This window comes from Chitinophaga sp. H8 (assembly GCF_040567655.1).
Taxonomy (GTDB): Bacteria; Bacteroidota; Bacteroidia; order Chitinophagales; family Chitinophagaceae; genus Chitinophaga; species Chitinophaga defluvii.
Genome location: NZ_JBEXAC010000005.1, coordinates 1 through 1,099 on the forward strand (window position 1 = coordinate 1; position 1,099 = coordinate 1,099).

Genomic DNA, 1,099 nt, shown 5'->3' on the forward strand with positions numbered 1-1,099 from the left:
ACTTCCCGGCACCCGGTCAGTAACGACCCAAAAGGGACAAAAATAAAAGCAAAATGGTTGCTATATTTAATCTTTAATCTGATTCTCCGCAAACACACCTAATATTTTTAGTATATTAGCGCTCAAAAAGCAGGGATTATGAACATATTCAGTTTTACGGCTCATTTCGGTTCGGAGGAAGATTGTCGTTTGCATTTCAAGGAGCAGCGTGATAAGGAAGGGGTTGTCTGCAAGCGATGCGGGGGCACTTCCCATTATTGGTTACAGGGTAAATGGAGTTATGAATGCAAAGGTTGCCGTTTCCGCACCTCGTTGCGCAGCGGTACGATCATGGAGAGCTCCAAGCTGCCGTTTCTGGTGTGGTACAAAACGATGTTCCTGATGAGTTGCACAAAAAAGGGATTCTCCACCAACGAACTCCAGAAGCAATTAGGATTGAAGCGTTACGAACCGGTATGGGCGATGGTACACAAACTCCGCAGGGCGATGGGCAACCGGGATGCAAGGTATACACTGGAAGGGATGATAGAACTGGATGAGGGTTACTTTTCGGTGGCCAGTAAGGAAATCGAGCGAGGCAAGGGTACACGTGGCCGGGGAGCCGAGGGAAAGCAGAACGTTGCGGTGATGGCCGAAAGCACCCCGTTGGAAGATATCGAAACGGGCAAAAAGGAGAAGCATGTGCGTTATTTCAAGGCCAGGGTACTGGATAGCCATCAAAGTGAAGGAATCAACGGCGTGGTCAGGGACTGCATGGAGGATGATGCCATCGTATTTTCGGACAAAAGCACTTCTTACGTTGACATCTCCGATCTGGTGGAATTGCACGTCACCGAGAAATCAGACGCCAAAACCACCAAGGAAACACTCAAATGGGTGCATATCGCAATCAGTAATGCAAAACGGACATTGCTGGGCAACTACCATAAAATCAAAAGGAAATACTTACAGTTGTATCTCAACGAGTTTATTTACAAATTAAACAGACGGTATTTTGGAGACAAACTCTTTGACAGACTAGTAATTGCGAATATAACAGGTGCATAAACGGATAATCAGAATCTTTAAACATCCTAATTAACTACCTGCGGATTTTAGG

General features: G+C 45.8%; 1 protein-coding gene. It reads left to right on the forward strand.

Translation table 11 applies throughout. The annotated features are described in order from the left end of the window. Positions 1-138: 138 nt before the first annotated feature. Positions 139-1,047, forward strand: a complete 909-nt coding sequence (locus ABR189_RS29935) for an IS1595-like element ISBbi1 family transposase (protein ID WP_005807145.1) — start codon at positions 139-141, stop codon at positions 1,045-1,047. Positions 1,048-1,099: the final 52 nt, after the last annotated feature.